Annotated in this window: 19 protein-coding genes; 15 read left to right on the forward strand and 4 right to left on the reverse strand. The window is 67.1% G+C overall.

Annotation, left to right across the window (positions count from 1 at the left end):
• Positions 1 to 3: 3 nt before the first annotated feature.
• The 15 genes from OSH07_RS20250 to OSH07_RS20320 all read left to right on the forward strand — a co-directional run bounded on the left by OSH07_RS20250 (position 4) and on the right by OSH07_RS20320 (position 12,640).
• Entirely contained in the window at positions 4 to 939 is a 936-nt protein-coding gene (locus OSH07_RS20250; protein WP_266340497.1) for a carbohydrate ABC transporter permease, read from the forward strand.
• Positions 939 to 1,778: a carbohydrate ABC transporter permease gene (locus tag OSH07_RS20255; protein ID WP_266340498.1), complete on the forward strand. Its 840-nt coding sequence runs from the start codon at positions 939 to 941 to the stop codon at positions 1,776 to 1,778. Before OSH07_RS20250 ends, OSH07_RS20255 begins: the two co-directional genes overlap by 1 nt.
• On the forward strand, positions 1,775 to 2,545 hold the full coding sequence (locus OSH07_RS20260) for a PIG-L deacetylase family protein (protein WP_266340499.1): 771 nt from the start codon (positions 1,775 to 1,777) through the stop codon (positions 2,543 to 2,545). Before OSH07_RS20255 ends, OSH07_RS20260 begins: the two co-directional genes overlap by 4 nt.
• Positions 2,542 to 3,444, forward strand: a complete 903-nt coding sequence (locus tag OSH07_RS20265) for an ROK family protein (RefSeq protein ID WP_266340500.1) — start codon at positions 2,542 to 2,544, stop codon at positions 3,442 to 3,444. The genes OSH07_RS20260 and OSH07_RS20265 overlap by 4 nt, the downstream gene beginning before the upstream one ends.
• Positions 3,441 to 4,184 carry a GntR family transcriptional regulator gene (locus OSH07_RS20270; RefSeq protein WP_266340501.1) on the forward strand — a complete coding sequence of 248 codons (744 nt, stop codon included), beginning with the start codon at positions 3,441 to 3,443 and terminating at the stop codon, positions 4,182 to 4,184. Before OSH07_RS20265 ends, OSH07_RS20270 begins: the two co-directional genes overlap by 4 nt.
• A gap of 60 nt (positions 4,185 to 4,244) precedes the next feature.
• Positions 4,245 to 5,030 carry an SIS domain-containing protein gene (locus OSH07_RS20275; RefSeq protein WP_266340502.1) on the forward strand — a complete coding sequence of 262 codons (786 nt, stop codon included), beginning with the start codon at positions 4,245 to 4,247 and terminating at the stop codon, positions 5,028 to 5,030.
• A gap of 630 nt (positions 5,031 to 5,660) precedes the next feature.
• Positions 5,661 to 5,840: a hypothetical protein gene (locus OSH07_RS20280; RefSeq protein WP_266340503.1), complete on the forward strand. Its 180-nt coding sequence runs from the start codon at positions 5,661 to 5,663 to the stop codon at positions 5,838 to 5,840.
• A gap of 49 nt (positions 5,841 to 5,889) precedes the next feature.
• A complete protein-coding gene (locus OSH07_RS20285; protein ID WP_266340504.1) occupies positions 5,890 to 6,303 on the forward strand; it encodes an OsmC family protein in 414 nt (137 codons plus the stop codon).
• Between the two features lie 62 nt (positions 6,304 to 6,365).
• Positions 6,366 to 6,872, forward strand: coding sequence for a nucleoside deaminase (locus OSH07_RS20290; protein ID WP_266340505.1), 507 nt, complete (start codon positions 6,366 to 6,368; stop codon positions 6,870 to 6,872).
• A 147-nt stretch (positions 6,873 to 7,019) separates the two neighbouring features.
• Positions 7,020 to 8,618, forward strand: coding sequence for an ABC transporter substrate-binding protein (locus tag OSH07_RS20295; protein WP_266340506.1), 1,599 nt, complete (start codon positions 7,020 to 7,022; stop codon positions 8,616 to 8,618).
• Entirely contained in the window at positions 8,619 to 9,698 is a 1,080-nt protein-coding gene (locus OSH07_RS20300; RefSeq protein WP_266340507.1) for an ABC transporter permease, read from the forward strand.
• Positions 9,695 to 10,561: an ABC transporter permease gene (locus tag OSH07_RS20305; RefSeq protein ID WP_266340508.1), complete on the forward strand. Its 867-nt coding sequence runs from the start codon at positions 9,695 to 9,697 to the stop codon at positions 10,559 to 10,561. Before OSH07_RS20300 ends, OSH07_RS20305 begins: the two co-directional genes overlap by 4 nt.
• Positions 10,554 to 11,396, forward strand: a complete 843-nt coding sequence (locus OSH07_RS20310; RefSeq protein WP_266340509.1) for an ABC transporter ATP-binding protein — start codon at positions 10,554 to 10,556, stop codon at positions 11,394 to 11,396. Before OSH07_RS20305 ends, OSH07_RS20310 begins: the two co-directional genes overlap by 8 nt.
• On the forward strand, positions 11,393 to 12,109 hold the full coding sequence (locus OSH07_RS20315; protein ID WP_266340510.1) for an ABC transporter ATP-binding protein: 717 nt from the start codon (positions 11,393 to 11,395) through the stop codon (positions 12,107 to 12,109). Before OSH07_RS20310 ends, OSH07_RS20315 begins: the two co-directional genes overlap by 4 nt.
• Before the next feature lie 24 nt (positions 12,110 to 12,133).
• Positions 12,134 to 12,640: a heme-degrading domain-containing protein gene (locus OSH07_RS20320; protein WP_266340511.1), complete on the forward strand. Its 507-nt coding sequence runs from the start codon at positions 12,134 to 12,136 to the stop codon at positions 12,638 to 12,640.
• Positions 12,641 to 12,910: 270 nt separating this feature from the next.
• Here OSH07_RS20320 and OSH07_RS20325 read toward each other — a convergent pair whose 3' ends face one another.
• The 4 genes from OSH07_RS20325 to OSH07_RS20340 form a co-directional block, all read right to left on the reverse strand.
• Positions 12,911 to 13,777, reverse strand: coding sequence for an RNA polymerase factor sigma-32 (locus OSH07_RS20325; RefSeq protein WP_266340512.1), 867 nt, complete (start codon positions 13,775 to 13,777; stop codon positions 12,911 to 12,913).
• A 233-nt stretch (positions 13,778 to 14,010) separates the two neighbouring features.
• Entirely contained in the window at positions 14,011 to 14,604 is a 594-nt protein-coding gene (locus tag OSH07_RS20330; RefSeq protein ID WP_266340513.1) for a CarD family transcriptional regulator, read from the reverse strand.
• Positions 14,605 to 15,069: 465 nt separating this feature from the next.
• The gene (gene fdxA, locus OSH07_RS20335) at positions 15,070 to 15,408 is read right to left on the reverse strand and encodes a ferredoxin FdxA (RefSeq protein ID WP_266340514.1); all 339 of its coding nucleotides are present in this window, start codon (positions 15,406 to 15,408) and stop codon (positions 15,070 to 15,072) included.
• 119 nt (positions 15,409 to 15,527) lie between these two features.
• Entirely contained in the window at positions 15,528 to 15,932 is a 405-nt protein-coding gene (locus tag OSH07_RS20340; protein ID WP_266340515.1) for an RNA-binding S4 domain-containing protein, read from the reverse strand.
• Between the last annotated feature and the right edge of the window lie 10 nt (positions 15,933 to 15,942).

Genomic DNA, 15,942 nt, shown 5'->3' on the forward strand with positions numbered 1-15,942 from the left:
AGAATGACGGCACAGCGCCTTCGGCGTGCGCCCATCGAATGGCAGAAGCATCGCGCCGCGATCCTGTTCGTGCTGCCCGCACTCGTCATCTACTGCCTGTTCGTCGTTTATCCGCTGGCCAGCTCGCTCTGGGGCTCGCTGTTCGAATGGCGCGGATTCCGCATGCGCGGTTTCGTCGGGCTGGACAATTTCGCCCGCCTGTTTGTCGAGCCGAGCTGGACCAAGCTTTCCGGCGCCTTCACCCACAATGTGTTCTGGTTCTTCGGCATCATGGTGCTGCAGAACGGGCTGGGGCTGATCTTCGCCTACCTGCTGTTCCTTAGGAACCGCGGCACCGCCTTCCTGCAATCGGTGTTCTTCTTCCCGGCGGTGCTGTCGCCCGTCATCGTCGGCGCGCTCTGGCGGCTCTTGCTGACGCCGGACGGCGCGGTCGAGACGCTGCTGCACAATCTCGGCCTGCTCGAGGGGCGCCTCACCATCCTCGGCGATTCCAGCTGGGCGCTCTGGATCCTGATCGCCGTCGACGCCTGGAACTGGATGGGCCTGCCGGTGCTGATCTTCACCGCCGGCCTGCGCCAGATCCAGCCGGAAGTGTTCGAGGCGGCGCGGCTAGACGGCGCCGGCAATGGCCGCATCCTGTGGTCGATCGCGCTGCCGCAGCTGGTGCCGTCCATTTCCTCGCTGACGACGCTGACCTTCATCAACACCTTCAACCAGTTCGACCTCGTCTATGTGATGCAGGGCGTGCAGGGGAACCCGAACTTCGCCACCGACACTCTGGTGACCTACTTCTTCCGCCTCGCCTTCGGCGCGGAAGGGGCGGTCGGCATCACCGATATCGGCCTGGCGCTGGCGCTCGGCACGCTGCTCTTCCTGCTCCTGACCGTGGTGACGATCGGGCTGCTGCGCTTCTTCGAACGGCGGACGGTGAGGCTCTGATGACCAATCTCGACGTCTCGCAGCGTATCCGGCAATTGCCGGGCTGGATCGTCCTGGCGCTCTGGGCGCTGGTGGTCGCCGTGCCGCTCTACATCCTCGTCGTCTCCTGCTTCAAGACGACGGCCGAGATCTATGGCGACAAGTTCGGCCTGCCGACCAGCTGGACGCTCGACAATTTCGCCAATGCGTGGACGCAGGCGCAGTTCGCCCGCTACATGTGGAACTCCTTCGCCGTCACCGGCGGCGCGGTGATCCTGACGCTGGTCGTCTCGGCGATGGCGGCGTTTCCGCTCTCCCGCTACCAGCTCGGCTGGTCGTCGCCGGTGCTTGCCTTCTTCCTCGCCGGCGTCATGCTGCCGATCCGCCTCGCCTCGGTCGAATTGTTCTCGCTGATGAAGACGCTCGACCTGCTCGACAGCCGCCTCGGCCTGATCCTCGTCTATTCCGCGATCCGCATTCCCTTCGCCGTCTTCATCCTGGCGAATTTCATGCGCGTGCTGCCGCGCGAGCTGGAGGAGGCGGCGCGGCTCGACGGCGCCAAGGAGTGGCGCATCCTGTTCCGCATCATCCTGCCGACGATCAAGCCGGCGGTGGCGATCGTCGCCATCTTCACCGCGATCGCCGTCTGGAACGACTTCTTCTTCCCGCTGATCTTCATCTTCGATGACGCCTACAAGACCGTGCCGCTCGCCATCACCACCTTCATCGGCCAGTTCCGCACCGACTGGGGCATGGTGTTCGCGGCCCTCGCCATCTCGATGATGCCGGTGCTTGTCATGTATCTCCTGCTGGCGCGCCAGATTCGCGAAGGCGTCGGCGCCACCGGAGGACTGAAATGATCGACGAACGCATCTATGGCGGAAAGAGCCTGCTCGTCGTCGGGGCGCACGCCTTCGACGCCGAGGTGATCGCCGGGCCGCTGGCGGCGACGGCGGCGAAGCGCGGCCTCGACGTCACCTTCCTGCACCTGACCATGGGCGAGCAGGGCCACACCTCGCTGTCGCCGGCGGCCTATGCCAGCCAGAAGCGCGCCGAGGCGGACCGTTTCTGCGCGAAGCTCGGCATCCAATGGCGCGAGCTCGGCTATCCCGACGCCTTCCTGCCCGACACCGACGAGGTGGCGCTGAAGATCGCCGACGTCATCCGCGAGCTGAAGCCGGACACCCTTGTCACCCACTGGCACGGCAGCTGGCACAAGGATCACCGCGCCGCCGCCAATGCGACGAAGACCGCCGTTCTCTACGCCGCGCTGCCAACGCTGGAGCGCGCCTACCCCGCCTTCAGCCCCAGCCTGCTGCTGTTCGGCGAGAACTGGGAGGACGACGAGGGCTTCGCGCCGACTGAACTGGTCGATGTCAGCGAAGGCTTCGAGGTCTGGCGCGAGGCGATCACCGAATACGAGCTGGCCCGCGGCCTCTCCTCGTTTCCCTATGTCGATTACTATTCCGCGCTCTACCGGATGCGCGGCTGCCTGAACGGGTCCATGTACGCGCAAGCCTTCTCCACGACGTCGCATTCCTTCAATGCCGGCGGCGGCATGTTCAACGCCAGATCTTCCTCCAGCAGGGCCCGCCGTTCCGGCTGCGGCTGCGGAGGGCACGAATGACCGAGACCCCGCAGGTCCTCGCGCTCGATCTCGGCGGCACCAGCCTGCGCGCCGGCTTCGCCATCGTCGACGCGCCGGCCGAGCTCGCCGCCGTCGAGCGCTGGCCGGCGCCGGAAAGCGCCTGCGCCTTGCGCGACAGGATCCTTGCCCTCGTCGCCGCGCGCGCCGGTTCCGCGCCGCTCGCCGGCATCGGCATCACCATTCCCGGCCTCGTCGAAGGCACGGTGTCGCGCTGGGTGCCCAACCTGCCGTTCCTCGACGGCGTCGATCTCGCCGATCTGCTCGGCGAGGCGGGCGTGCCCGTCGCGGCCGGCAATGACGCGCAGATGGCGCTGCTGGCGGAAGCCCGGTTCGGCGCGGCGAGCGGCCTCGACGACGCCATCCTGCTCGCGATCGGCACCGGCATCGGCTCCTCCGTGCTCGCCGGCGGCCGCATCGTGCGCGGCGGCCGCGGCGCCGCCTGTTCGTTCGGCTGGGCCTCGGCCGACGTCGCCGATCCCGGCGAGGACCGTTCCGGCTGGCTCGAGCGGCAGGCGGCGGGCCGGGCGCTCGACAGGCTCGGCCGCGACGCCGGCCTTGCCGATGGCGCGGCGCTGATCGCGGCGGCGCGGACGGGCGACCCGGTGGCGAGTCTCGCCATTCATCAGGTCGGCGCGGCGCTCGGCACGACGCTTGCCGGCGCCGTCGCGCTGCTCGATCCGCAGGCGGTGCTGCTCGCCGGCGGCGTCTCCGACGCGATCGACGTGCTGGGGCCGCCGCTGCGTGCCGCGCTGACGCGCAACCTGCCGCCGCATCTGCGGTCAATCGAAATCCGGCCGGGCCAGTTCGGCCCGCGCGCCGGCCTTGTGGGTGCCGCCGTGGCCGCTGGCCTCGGTCCGGAATGGTGGAGGGTCCGATGACCGAAGCTGCGATGACATCGCTTGACCGTCGCCGGCCGGAGCCGCTCTGGCACCAGGCCGAGCGCGCCATCCGGGCCCGCATCGAGGCCGGCGAATGGCCGGCCGGATCGCAGATCCCGGCCGAGGACCGGCTGTGCGAACTGCTCGGCGTCAGCCGCATCACGGTTCGCCATGCCCTGCGCAACCTGGAATCGCTTGGCCTGCTGCGCCGCGAGCATGGCCGCGGCACCTTCGTGCGCAGCGCCACCGTGGTCGCCGGCGCGCGCGGCCTCACCAGCTTCTCCGACGAAATGGCGGCGCTGGGGCTCACCGTCGGCTCGCGCATGCTGGAGCAGCAGATCGTGCCGGCGAGTGCCCGCGTCGCGGCCGCGCTCGAGATCGAGGAGGGCGAGCCGGTCGCGCTCGTCCGCCGCCTGCGCCTCGGCAACGGTTCGCCGATCGGCGTGCAGACCGCGCATCTCCGGCTCGACCGCGTGCCGGGCCTGCTCGACGAGGATCTTTCGGACGGCTCGCTCTATGGCCAGATCGAGCGCCGCTACGGCATCAAGCCGTCCGAGGCGACGGAAATCTACCGCGTCGGCTCTGTCGGTCCCGAGGACGCCGAGCTCCTGGAAATCGCCGTCGGCAGCCCGGCCTTCATCGTCGAGCGCCTTGCCATCGATCCGCGCGGGCCCTTCGAATTCACCCTCTCGATCATGCGGGGCGACCGCTACGAGATCCGTTCCACCTTGCGGATCTGACGGCCGCCGGCCGCAGCTCCCGACCCTTTTCCCTCATACCATCCCCCAAGGAGACGACTGATGTCCGATTTCTACCTGCACCGGCTGATCAAGTTGATCGAGACCGCCGGCAGCGCCAACGACGCCGCCTTGACCGAAGCGGCCAAGCGCTTCTCGGAGTCGCTCGCGCAGGGTGGCCTGATCCACCTGTTCGGTTCGGGCCACTCGGTCCTGCCGACGCAGGAAGCCTTCCCGCGCTACGGTTCGTTCGTCGGCTTCAATCCGCTGACCGACCCGCGCGTCATGTGGCACAACGTGCTCGGCGCTGGCGGCGTGCGCGAACTGCTCTGGCTGGAGCGCACCGAGAACTACATCGACAAGTTCCTCGACCACCAGCCGCTGAACCCCGGCGATTCTATCATCATCTACTCGCATTCCGGCACCAACTCGGCCGGCATCGAGACGGCGCTCTACGCCAAGGCGCGCGGCCTGTTCGTCGTCGCCGTCACCTCGAAGGCTAACGACAAGCCGGCTAAGCATTCCTCCGGCAAGCGCCTGAAGGATGTCGCCGACGTCGTCATCGACACCAACTCGCCGGTCGAGGACGCCATCGTCCCGATCGAGGGCTGGAGCCGTCCGGTCTCGGGTTCCTCGACCGTGCTGGCGATGATCCTGACCCACGAGCTGATCGCCCGCACCGCCGACGCGCTGTCGAAGAAGGGCGTCGAGCTGCCCGTCTTCGCCTCGCCGACCATCGAGGGCGTCACCCTGCACGACACCGACGTCATCTACGGCATCTACCGCGAGAAGATGATCGAGGCGCAGCAGAAGCACCTCAAGACCTTCCAGGAGAAGATGAAGGGCTGATCCAGCCGTTTCATCCAGCCTGGTTGTCGACGCCGCGAGCCTCCCGGTTCGCGGCGTTTTTGTTTTGCTGGCCGTGCCCTCCAGATTTGCCGAAGTGAAGCTCGACCGCACCCGCACGCTCGCCGTCATCCCGGGCTTGACCCGGGATCCATGTAGCCGCGGCGTCGGGAGTTTTGCGCAGCGAAAACCCGGCTGCATGGATCCTCGCCTGCGCGAGGATGACGCCGGAGGATGTCGGGTCGAAAGACCCTCACCCCGGCCCTCTCCCGCGCGCGGGAGAGGCGGCCCGCCAGAGCCTCTGGGCTGGACGTCGACGACGGCCGCCGGCCGAACCCTCGTCCGCTTGCGGGAGAGGGCAGGGCGAGGGCCTTGCCGCCCTGAGTCCCGCCCCGAATCGGCCTCTGTCCCGCCGGCTTTTCGCCGCGTTGGACAAACCGAAATCCACGATGTGGATCAGTCGCTTGCCCGTCGCGGGGCGCCTATCTTACACGATCGATTGAGTCGGGTTTGTTGACAGCTGCCTGCAATTCGGGAAATCTCGGAGCTGGCCGGGGCGTTCCGTCCCGGCCGCCGAACGACGGAGACTGCCGGCCGCCCGCTCTTCGCGGCGCCAATTTTGGGAGAAACCCGATGACGCTTGCCAACGACGTTCCTTCCGACCTTCCCCGTTTTTTCTCGTTCTTCCAGGCCCCCGGGCCGAAGGCCAGCCTGGCGAAGCGCCCGCCCGAGGCGCGTGAACTGGACAAGGCCGATGATGCCGACACGACGTCGGATTTCGTCTGGGCGCTTGCCTATTGGCCCTGGCTGTAGCACTCGAAATGGGGCCGGGCATGACCCGGCCCGTATTCGAGGGTAGAGCATGAACGCCACGATCCGAACCCGCGCCGTCGGCGCCACCGCCACGGCGACCCGTGACGGCCTGCCGGAAGTCACCAGCGAAACCGGCGGCCATCTCTCGGTCGTGACTCGGCCCTCTGCCGAGGGTTTCAATCCTCTCGATCTGATGAGCGCGTCGCTCTCCGCCTGCATCGTGTTGAGCGTCCAGATCGCGGCGCGGCGGGAAGGCTGGCTCGACCAGATCGAGCAGGTTTCGGCCAAGGTCATCCCGGAAAAGGCGCATGACGAGCCGTCGCGCGTGGAGCGCTTCGTCACCACGGTGACCATCGAAGGGCCGCTCGACGAGGCGAAGAAGGCGCATCTGATCGAGGCGGCGGAAACGATCTGCACCGTCTCGAACACGCTTCGCGCCGGCGCTGCGGTCACGAGCAGCTAGGCTCTGTCCGGCTGGCGTCGAATTTGCAAAGCTCGGCGCATCTTTCGCTGGGAGCAAAGCACATGACCACGCCAGGCCCGACCTCGCCGCCGCCGCTCGATCACGAGCATTTCCTTCGCCTCGCCTTTGCCGTGGCGCGGCGCTCGCTGGAGGGCGGCTCGCATCCGTTCGGCGCGATCCTGGTCGGGCCGGACGGCAGCGTGCTGATGGAGCAGGAAAACGCCTTCCAGCCGGATCACGACATGACCGGCCATGCCGAGCGCGTGCTGATGACGCGGGCATCGAAGGCCTATGAGCCGGGCTTCCTGCGCGGCTGCACGATGTACACCTCGGCCGAACCCTGCGCGATGTGCTCGGGCGCTGCCTATTGGGCGGGCATCGGCCGCGTCGTCTATGGCCTCGGCGAGCACGAGATGAAGGCGATTACCGGCGACCATCCCGAGAATCCGACGCTGGATCTGCCCTGCCGGATCGTGTTCGCCGCCGGCCAGCGGCCGATCGAGGTGATCGGACCGATGCTGGTCGAGGAGGCGACCGCCCTGCATGACGGCGTCTGGGGCGAAGGCTGACGCGTGTCGGCGCCGGTTGTCGACCGTTTTTTTCACCATCCGATCAAACCGCGCAATCGCCACCGTTGCGAAGCCCTGCGCGGAGTGGTTCCATCCGGCGGGCGGGATGGCCGGTGGAGGGCTCCCCGACTGCTATGGAGATTTCACATGACCATCCGCTTCCTGACCGCGACGGCGCTTGCCGGCGCGATTGCGCTTGGTGGCCTGTTTGCGGCGCCGTCCGCCATCGCGGCGACGCCGAAGGACCTGTTGATCGTCGCGCAGGCGATCGACGACATCGTCAGCCTCGACCCGGCCGAAGGATTCGAGCTCACCTCGGTGCAGTCCTTCAACAGCCTGTATCAGCGGCTGATCCAGTCGAATCCGAACGAGCCGACCAAGCTCGATCCGGTGCTGGCCGAAAGCTGGGTTGTGGCGCCGGAAGGCAATGCGATCACCTTCAAGATCCGTGACGGCGCGACCTTCTCGTCCGGCAATCCCGTCCGCGCCGACGACGTCATCTACTCGCTGTCTCGCGCGGTAAAACTCGGCAAGTCGCCGGTGTTCATCCTGAATGAGCTCGGCTGGACCGCCGACAATGTCGACGGCTTCCTCACCAAGGTCGATGACAGCCACGTCAAGGTTTCCTGGCCGGCCAAGGTGGGCCCGTCCTTCGCGCTGTCGATCCTCTCCGCCCCGGTTGCCTCGATCGTCGACCAGAAGGAAACCGAGGCGCATGCCAAGGACGGCGATTTCGGCAATGCCTGGCTGCACACGGCCTCGGCCGGCTCCGGCCCGTTCAAGATCCGCGCCTACCAGCCGCATGAGGCGCTCGTCCTCGACGCCAACGCTTCCTCGCCGACCGGCGCGCCGAAGCTGAAGGGCATTATCTTCAAGAACGTCGCCGACCCGGCCGCCCGTCGCCTGCTGATCGAGCAGGGCGACGCCGACATCGCCCGCGACCTCGGCGCCGACCAGATCGCGGCGCTGACCGGCAAGCCCGGCATCAACGTTCTGTCGGCCCCCTCGGCCGAGATCGACTACCTGGCCTTCAACGTCGCCAGCAAGGACAACCCGAATTCGAAGAACCCGGCGCTCTGGGAAGCCGCGCGCTACCTCGTCGACTATGAGGGTATCGCCAAGAACCTGCTGAAGGGCCAGTCGGCCGTGCATCAGGGCTTCATCCCGAAGGGCTTCGCCGGCTCGCTCGACGACACGCCGTTCCATCTCGACGTCGAGAAGGCGAAGGGAATCCTCAAGGCGGGCGGCATCGATGGCGGCATCACCGTCAAGCTCGACGTGATCAACCAGCCGCCCTACACCGACATCGCCCAGGCGATCCAGGCGACCTTCGCCGAGGCCGGCATCAAGCTGGAGATCCAGCCCTCCGTCGCCAGCCAGTTCTATTCGAAGATCCGCTCGCAGGGCCACGAGGCGGCGCTGCTGTTCTGGATCCCGGATTATTTCGACCCGCACTCCAACGCCTCGGCCTTCGCGCTCAATCGCGACGACGGCACCAAGACGGTGGCATGGCGCAATGGCTGGGTGATTCCGGAGCTCTCCGACAAGACCCAGGCCGCCGTCGAAGAACAGGATGCGGAGAAGCGCGCGGCGGACTATAAGGCTATTCAGCTTGAGGTTCAGCAGAAGTCGCCCTTCGTCGTCCTCCTGCAGCCGAACAACCAGATCGTGCTGCGCGACAACGTCAAGGGCTTCATCCAGGGCCTCAATGCGGATCAGGTCTATTTCGCAGGGGTCGAGAAGTAATTGACGGATTCCAGCGGCCGCCTCGCGGCCCCTGAGCTTCTTCCCCGTCGGCCACGCGGCCGGCGGGGACTTTCGTTTCTCGCGGGCCTCGCCAACTGGCTGGTGACCCTGGCGATAACCCTGCTCGGCCTGATGGTCGTGACCTTCGCGCTGGCCGAGCTTTCGCCGGCCGATCCGGCGCTGCATCTCGCCGGCGACAAGGCGAGCGAGGCGACCTATCAGGCGGCGCGCCAGTCGCTCGGCCTCGACAATCCGCTGCCGCAGCGCTTCCTTTCCTATGTCGGCAATGTCCTGACCGGCAATCTCGGCACCTCCTGGTCGACCAACCAGCCCGTCTTCACCGACATTCTCCGCGTCTTCCCGGCGACGCTGGAGCTCGCCACCGTCGCCATCCTCTTCGGCGCGCTGATCGGCGTGGCGCTCGGCGTCATCGCGGCGCTCCGGCCGCGTGGGCTGATCGACGGCCTCGTCCGCATCTTCTCGCTGATCGGCTATTCGGTGCCGATCTTCTGGCTCGGCCTCCTGTTCCTGCTGCTCTTCTATGCGCGGCTGCACTGGGCCGCGGGCCCCGGCCGGCTCAGCGACATCTACGCCTACACGATCACGCCGGTGACCGGCTTCTACCTGATCGACACCGCGCTCTGGGGCGAGGAGGGCTCGTTCGTCGACACGCTCTCGCATCTCGTGCTGCCGGCGACCGTGCTCGCCATCCATTCGCTCGCCTCGATCTCGCGGCTGACGCGGGCGAGCCTGCTCGGCGAGCGCGGCAAGGAATACGCCGTCGCCGCCCGCGCCAAGGGCGTCGGCGAGGTGCGGCTGATGCTGACGCATCTGCTCCCCAACGTCGCCGGAACCGTGCTGACGGTGATCGCGCTCGCCTATGCGACCCTGCTCGAGGGCGCGGTGCTGACCGAGACCGTGTTCGGCTGGCCGGGCCTCGGCCGCTACATGACGACGGCGATCTTCGCCTCCGACATGCCGGCCGTGCTCGGCGGCACGCTCGTCATCGGCGTCTGCTTCGTGATCGTCAACGCGATCACCGACATTCTCGCCCGCATCGTCGATCCGAGGCTGTCATGACCAATCTTCCGCTGACGGTCGCCGTCGCCCCCAACCGGATCTCGCTGGCGAAATTCGCCCGCCGTTCGCCCTCCGCCGCGATCGGCGCCGGGCTGGTGGTGCTGATCCTGCTCGTCGCGCTGTTCGCGCCCTTGCTCGCACCCTATGACCCGATCGCGCAGGACGTCGCCAACCGCCTCGCGCCGCCCTCGGCGGCGCATTGGTTCGGCACCGACAGCTTTGGCCGCGACCTGCTCTCGCGCCTGATCTACGGCACGCGGCCGACGCTGATGCTGCTCGCCATCGTAATCCTGCTGACGACGCCGATCGGCATCGCCATCGGCATCGTCGCCGGCTTCTATGGCGGCATCGTCGAGCGTATCCTGATGCGCATCACCGACATCGCCATGGCCTTCCCGAAGCTGGTGCTGGCGCTCGCCTTCGTTGCCGTGCTCGGCGCCGGCCTCGTCAATGGCGCGCTGGCGCTGGCGCTGACCGCCTGGCCCGCCTATGCGCGCCAGACCCGCGCCGAGACCGTGGCGCTGCGCAAGAGCGACTATCTCGCCGCGGCCGAGATGATGGGCATCACCGGGCCGCGCCTGCTGTTCGGCCATGTCCTGCCGCTGGTGCTCCCCGGCGCCATCGTGCGCATGGCGCTCGACCTTGGCGGCATCATCCTGATCGCGGCCGGCCTCGGCTTCCTCGGCCTCGGCGTCCGTCCGCCGACGCCGGAATGGGGCGCGATGGTCGCCGACGGCACGCAGGTGATTTTCGACCAGTGGTGGGTGGCGGCGACGCCGGGCGCGGCGATCCTCCTGACCAGCTTCGCCTTCAACCTCCTGAGCGATGGGCTCCGTGACCTGATGGACCCGCGCAATGGATGATCCGACCCTTCTCAATGTCGAGCGGCTTTCCGTCCGCTTTCCCTCTGATCGCGGCCCGGTCGAGGTCGTGCACGGCATCTCCTTTGCCATGGGCGCGGAAAAGCTCGGCCTCGTCGGCGAATCCGGCTCCGGCAAGTCGATGACGGCCCGCGCGCTGATCGGGCTGGTGGCGAAGCCCGGCCGCGTCACCGCCGACCGGCTGACGCTGGACGGCGCCGATCTCGCGGCGCTCTCGCCCCGGCAATGGAAGCACTGGCGCGGTTCGAAGATCGGCCTCGTGCTGCAGGATCCGAAATTCGCCCTCGATCCGGTGATGAGCATCGGCCGCCAGGTCGAGGAGCCGCTGAAGCTGCATACCAACGCCACCAAGGCGGAGCGGCGCGAGCGGGCGCTGACCATGCTCGAGGCCGTCGGCCTGCCGGACCCTCTGCGCGCCTATCATTCCTATCCGCACCAGCTCTCCGGCGGCATGGGCCAGCGCGTCATGCTGGCGGCGACGCTGATCGCCGAGCCGCGCCTGCTGATCGCCGACGAGCCGACCTCGGCGCTCGACCGCGACCTGCGCGACCAGGTGCTCGACCTGATGCTGAAGCTGGTCGACGAACGGCAGATGGGGCTGATCCTGATCAGCCATGATCTCGACCAGGTGGCGCGTTTCTGCGACCGGGCGCTCGTCATGTATCGCGGCGACATCGTCGATCGCCTGCCGGCGGCGGAGCTCGCGAATTCCGAGCATCCTTACACCAAGACGCTCTGGGCCTGCCGGCCGTCGCCGGAGACCTTCGGCACGCTGCTGCCGACGCTCGACCGCGTCCGTATGGAGGCCGGCGCATGAGCCTCGTCGATATCAGCGATCTCAACGTCACCTTCCGCGACCAGGACGTCGGCCGCCATATCCTGCGCGGCATCACGGTCGCGATCGGGGAGGGGGAGACGTTTGGGCTGCTCGGGCCTTCCGGCTGCGGCAAGTCCACGCTGCTGCGCGTCATCGCCGGGCTGAACCGTGACTGGCATGGCTCGATGGCTCTTCTCGGCGCGCCCGTGGCGCCGCGCCGGCGCTTCACCGGGGCGCTGCGCCGGCAGGTGCAGATGGTGTTCCAGGATCCATACGCCTCGCTGCATCCGCGCCACAGGATCGGCCGCGCGCTGCGCGAGCCGCTCGTCGTCAACGGTCTCGACAATCCCGACAAGCGTGTCGCCGAGGCACTCGCCGAAGTCGGGTTTGGCCCGGATGTCGCGGCGCGATATCCGCATCAGCTTTCCGGCGGCCAACGCCAGCGCATCGCCATCGCACGCGCCCTGCTGCTTCGGCCGAAGCTGCTGCTGCTCGACGAGCCGACCTCGGCGCTCGATATGTCCGTGCAGGCGGAAATCCTGAACCTGCTCGTCACGCTGAAGGCGCGCTTCGGCATGACTTTCGTGCTGGTCAGCCACGACCCGGACGTGATCGGCCATATGTGCGACCGCGCCGCGCGCATGGCGGAAGGGCGGATCGCCGCCACGTTCGACCGACCGGCCCTTGCCGCCGGCGCCGCCGCCGCGCGATGATCTCAGGAACATGGAGGGGAACGAATGAGCGACGAGGCCCTGCTGCAGGAACTTCTCGACCAGGAAAAGCGGCTGGTGTTCGACCGCTTCGACAACGACACGGCGATTGCGCTTGGCCAGCGCATCATCGAGCGGGCGCGGCTCGACGCGCTTTCGATCGTCGTGGAGATCGCCCGCGGCGAACAGCGGCTGTTCTACTGCGCGCTGGCCGGCACTTCCGCCGACAATGAATTCTGGGTCGCCGGCAAGACGGCGGTCGTGCGCCGCTACGGCCATTCCTCGTTCTACATGGGCCAGAAGGCGCGCGTGAAGGGCGTCGATTTCGCCACCGCGCAGCAGGTCGACCCGCACAAATATCTGCCGCATGGCGGCGCCTTCCCGATCATCGTCCGCCATGTCGGCATGGTCGGCACCGCGACGGTCTCCGGCCTGCCGCAGGCGGAGGACCATCGCCTGGTGGTGACGGTGATCGAGGAGATGCTGGCGGAGCTCCGCGACGGCGAGGCCCGCCCCGAGGTGTGGACGGCGTAGGCCCGGTACTCGCACCTTCTTTCACCTCTCCCTGAGGGTAAGCGCAGCTCCGGGTGAGGGTTTACGTCCTCTCCGGACGGTTCCCGGGATCCATGCAGCCGCGCCGACGACGAGCGGCGCGCTGCCTGAGGCACCTGCGCGGCCCCGATATGGATTCCTGCTCTCTTTCGCAGGAATGACGGATGTGTGGTGTCTAGGCTGCCGCTGTGCCCACGCAAGCCAGCTTCCCCGTCCTTTGGAAGGGGATAAGCTGTATCGGATCGGGCCGCTTCAGACGAAGTTGGCGCGGTCGGGGTGGTCGCGCAGCAGCGCCGCCTTCAGCTTCTCGATCGCCCGGCTCTCGATCTGGCGGACGCGTTCCTTGGAGATGCCCAGCGTCTCGCCGAGCGATTCCAGCGTCGCGCCTTCCTCGCGCAGCCGCCTCTCGCGCAGGATCCGCACCTCGCGGTCGGACAGCACCGCCATCGCGTCGTGCAGCCAGGTGACGCGCCGCTCGCTGTCGATGACGTCGCCGACCATCTGGTCGGGCAGGGGCGTCTCGTCGACGAGGAAGTCCTGCCGGTCGGAGCTGGCGGCCTCGGTGTCGTAGGCGGGGGCGTTGAGCGAGGTATCGGCGCTCGAGAGCCGCGCATCCATCAGCGCCACGTCATTGGTCGAGACGCCGACGGCGATGGCGATCTGCTGGTAGATCTGCTGGTTGGGGATCGGCACCGCGCCCTGCGAGAGCTTGGCCCGGAGACGGCGCAGGTTGAAGAAGAGCGCCTTCTGGGTCGAGCTGGTGCCGCCGCGCACGATCGACCAGTTGCGCAGGATGTAGTCCTGGATCGAGGCGCGGATCCACCAGGTCGCATAGGTCGAGAAGCGGACGTCGCGATCGGGCTCGAACCGGGCGGCCGCTTCCAGCAGGCCGACATGGCCCTCCTGGATCAGGTCGCTCATCGGCAGGCCGAAATGGCGGAAGCGTGAAGCGATGGCGATGACCAGCCGCATATGCGACGCGGCGAGCCGGTGCAGCGCCGCCTGATCCTTCACGTCGCGCCAACGCATGGCGAGATCTTTTTCCTCATCCCGCTCGAGATAGGGCGCCTGCATCGCCGCCTTGACGAATTGACGCCCAGAGATCGCCGATGTGCCCATGCGACCTGCTCCTGTCCTGGAAGGTTTCGTGCGCCCCGCTACTGACAAGACCAAGCCTACGCCGCGGTTCCGAAAAGGCGACGCACATTGGTGTGATGCAACCGTAAGAACGATGTGATGGCGACAGAGCGTCGCGGTCGCCGGGCCGCAGTCGATCCGGCGGTCCCTGAAAAGACGCATAAAAAAACGCCCGGCAAGCCGGGCGTTTTTGTCGAATTCCAAGACGGCGGGACTTATGCGGCCTCGTCGTGCTTCTCGTCGTCGCCGTCGATCTCGGCCGTGGTCTCTTCGTCGACCTTGCCGCCGCGCTTGGGGCTCTTGGCAAGGTTCTGCTCGATCTGGCGGACCGCTTCGGTCTCGGAGATCTCGTTCACGGCCGCGATCTCGCGCGACATGCGGTCGAGGGCCGCCTCATAGAGCTGGCGCTCGCTGTAGGACTGCTCCGGCTGGGTGTCCGAGCGATAGAGGTCGCGGACGACTTCGGAGATCTGGATCAGGTCGCCGGAGTTGATCTTCGCCTCGTATTCCTGGGCGCGACGGCTCCACATGGTGCGCTTGACGCGGGCGCGGCCACGGATGGTCTCGAGCGCCTTCTTGACGGTCGGTGCGTCCGAGAGCTTGCGCATGCCGACCGATCCCGCCTTCGCGACCGGGACGCGCAGCTTCATCTTGTCCTTCTCGAAGGCAATGACGAAGAGCTCAAGCTTGATGCCGGCCACTTCCTGCTCTTCGATGCCGACGATCTCGCCGACGCCATGCGCCGGATAGACGATGTGTTCGCCGGTCTTGAAATCGGAGCGCTGAGTGGTCTTCTTCAGGGTGGCCATACGCGTATCAACTCCGTTAAATTGGCGGGGCCCGGCTCGCCAAGCCAAGGGCCGGATTCGGACGAAACCCGTCTCATCCGTGGCTAAGGCAAACCCGACCGGTCCCGGAACAAGACGTTTCGGGGGCGACCCGGCCGGGGTCGCTCATCCACTGTCAGCCGATCAGGAAAACGCTCGCCCCATATGGGTTCTGTGCGCGCGCAATCAACATCGACGACGATCCATCGCCAGCGCGCCTTAATGTCGCGGCTGGACGACTTATCGCTTCAATGTTGAGGGTTGTTCACGAACAAAACACCAAAACGGTGCGGTGACGCCGTAAGTGGTTACCGACTGTATTTGTATATATATCACAAAATACCCAAAAATCAAAGCACTGCCGTCAGGGCGCGCCGGGGCGCCGCTGGGGCAGGCCGATCATCGGGTTCCGCGTCGGTCGGAGGGCGGCCGAAAGGCTGGCCCGGATCAGTCGCCTTCGCCGGGTTCGGCGGAGAACTGGGTGTCGAGCTTGTTGGCGACGCCGTCGAACTCGGCCGCTTCCGGGAGCGGGTCCTTGCGCACGGTGATGTTCGGCCACTTCTCGGCATATTCGGCGTTGAGCTTCAGCCACTTCTCGAGGCCCGGCTCGGTATCCGGCTTGATCGCCTCGGCCGGGCATTCCGGTTCGCAGACGCCGCAGTCGATGCATTCATCCGGGTGGATGACGAGCATGTTCTCGCCCTCGTAGAAGCAGTCCACCGGACACACTTCGACGCAATCCGTGTACTTGCAGCGGATGCAGTTGTCAGTCACGACATAGGGCAAGATCGTCTCCTCGGGCGAGCACGCTCCAAGCTCGCCGGCGTCGTCTGGGTAAACGCTTTAGTTGGACGGCGCAAGGATCGCGGATGCCGCAGCGCCGCTCCAAAGTCGAATGAATTTCCTCAATCTTCGTCGTCGCTTGGAAAATTCTCGCCATCGTCGTCCGAGACGGCGGAATGGAACGCGTCGAGCACCCGGCGATCACGCTTTGTCGGCCTCGGGCCGTTCCGCACCACCGGTTCGGTCAGGATCGCCGGCGGCGTCAGGTCCTCGTAGAGGCGCTGCGCCTCCGGGGCGGGACCGCGGCGCATGCCGGGGTCGAGGATCTTAACCACCCGCACCTGCCGCTCCAGAGACAGGGTGAGGACGTCGCCGGGCCGCACGAGGCGGCTCGGCGCGTCGATCTTGTCGCGATTGACCCGGACCTTGCCGCCCGTCACCAGCTTCTGGGCGATCGAGCGGCTCTTCGCGAAGCGGGCGAACCAGAGCCATTTGTCGATGCGCTGGCGTCCGGTCTCCTCGCTCATCGCCGCTCCG

This window comes from Kaistia nematophila, from assembly GCF_026343855.1.
In the GTDB taxonomy this organism is placed as follows: Bacteria; Pseudomonadota; Alphaproteobacteria; order Rhizobiales; family Kaistiaceae; genus Kaistia; species Kaistia nematophila.